This window comes from Mesorhizobium sp. M7A.F.Ca.CA.001.08.2.1, from assembly GCF_003998455.1.
Taxonomy (GTDB): Bacteria; Pseudomonadota; Alphaproteobacteria; order Rhizobiales; family Rhizobiaceae; genus Mesorhizobium; species Mesorhizobium ciceri.
Map to the genome: position 1 here is coordinate 1 of NZ_RZPW01000955.1, position 2022 is coordinate 2022.

At 58.7% G+C, this 2022-nt stretch carries 1 protein-coding gene and 1 pseudogene; both read left to right on the plus strand.

All coding sequences use genetic code 11. The features are described 5' to 3' along the window. Nucleotides 1-993 precede the first annotated feature (993 nt). Nucleotides 994-1257: a hypothetical protein gene (locus tag EN914_RS33430; RefSeq protein ID WP_013525078.1), complete on the plus strand. Its 264-nt coding sequence runs from the start codon at nt 994-996 to the stop codon at nt 1255-1257. Nucleotides 1258-1602: 345 nt separating this feature from the next. Next, a pseudogene (locus tag EN914_RS33435) lies at nt 1603-2022 on the plus strand (calcium-binding protein); the annotation flags it as partial.

Here is a 2022-nt window from a genome sequence, read left to right on the forward strand (position 1 = left end):
TCACGAGCGATCTCCGGCAACGCCTCGAACTTTTCGACAGTGACAGAAAGCCGGCCGCGCTCCAGCCGCTCCACAATCGGGGCGATCAGCTCCTGGCCGCGCCGCGCCTTTGGATTGAGGAGCAGCAATGCGCGCCTTTTGGCCAGTTTGCTCATTCAAAGATCGATCCGATGGTTCATAACGCATGCACACAAGGCGGCTGTTCATTCGACCGCAGCCGACGTTTTTGGCTCTCCGGACCTACCTCCACCGCGGTTGCGAACGGCGCAATTTTTTGACCTCCAGCGGCCCCTGGATCGCTATCCGAGTTCGTGGCCGTCACGCCGTGCACAACCGTCCTGGCAATTTCGCACAGGTTCTGGTGGTGCGTGAGATAGACCACTTGGCCAGCACATGCCATTCCCAACAAGCTGAAACCTCCTCGGAGAGGACATGGTCGAAGGAATGATCATCGGCGCGCCTATTTATCGCGGAAGAGGTTGAAGCGCGGTCGATCGCATCGCGGATATATCCGGGGCGGATTTGCAGTCCGTCCTTCAGCGCGCCGCTTTGATGCTCCGGAACGTCGCCGGCGTCCCGCTGGAGCCTGAGACAGAAGATGCGCTCAAGCCCATTGCCGGAGAGATTTAAATCGGCAGCGCCAGATCGGCCTGGCTCTGTAAAATCTGGGAGCCGGTCGCGATTGGCCGGAACCAAACAGAACAGCCGTAATTATCAGCCGAGGGAAGCAACCGCATAGGAAGCGGAACGATGGCTGAAATTCTTGAAACTTGGCAGTTCAAGGTTGCGCTTCAAACGTGCTGAGAAATCGTTGAGGCGCGCAAAGGAAGAAACGGACAGGAAAAATGGCGTGGTGAATATCGCCCTGTGCTGCAGGGTCCGGGCAGCTCAACAGCGCGTGACGGAGGCCTCGGGAGCGCCAGACCAATATCTATACGCGGGCGGCCTCCAAATCACCCCCGAATGGACATGAAATGGCGAGGAGTTGCCGTCATGACAATACTGTTTGAGCCGCTGGACTCGGATTACCATAAGCGCAGCGTGCTTTACCACGCCACGCGGTTGTCGATGCTCCACGATCGAATGCTGATGCGTTTCGACAAGGTAGACGAAGCGGCCGATAAGGTTGAAGCCGCAGCGGCCGTGCTGGTCGATATCACCCACGGCTCTGCCCTCGACGCGTTCCAGAACTCGGTGTTGCGGAATTCGTCGGCAGATTTCCTTCAGATGGAAACGGGTCAGACCCTCGGCCTCTGATCTGCGAGGAATGGCCGCAAGCGTTCGGCGGCTAGGGGGAAGGTCCCGCATCCGCGCCCGATGGGCAGGGCTCTCGCGGGTGTCCCGCCAAACTTGCGATTCGGGTCCAAGGTTCCGCTCAGAAGCCTGCCACGTTCGGCAGCATTCTCGTTGGTGCGCGCTCTTCGCCCAACCGGCCCCAGTCGCCCCACTTCACGCTCAAGCCAGCTTCGCCTGACGGACGCGTCCTGCCCCTCGGGCATTTACGTTTTGATAACCCTCCTGAGTTTGAAGACAAAACCTATCGGCTCCTTTTGCCTTGCATCGTGTTAGGGCTTGGAACAAACCAACGGAGCTGCAAGCAAAATGGCCGCCGTAACCAATGCCAAGGGCGTTCCGCTCCCCTATAGTGGGTCCTCCGCAAGGTGGTACTCGGCGACGAATTCGAGCCCGGCCCTCTACGGCAGCATCTACAACGATTCGCTGTATGGCGACGGCAGCGTCAGCGTTACGATGTATGGCGGCCAGGGCGACGATATCTACTACCTGTACTCCGCGAAAAACAAAGCGGCGGAGCTGCCCAACGAGGGCATCGATACGATCTCGACCTGGATGAGCTACAGGCTGCCGGCGAATTTTGAGAATCTGACGGTCACCGGCGATAAACAATATGCCTTCGGAAACGCATTGAACAATATCGTCGTCGGCGGTTCCGGCCAGCAGACGCTCGACGGCTTGAAGGGCGACGAAGTTCTCAAGGGTGGCACCGGCGCTGACATTTTCGTC

Coding starts and splice junctions, on each gene's coding strand:
- EN914_RS33430 (WP_013525078.1), top strand. CDS start 994: ATGACAATACTGTTTGAGCCGCTGGACTCGGATTACCATAAGCGCAGC.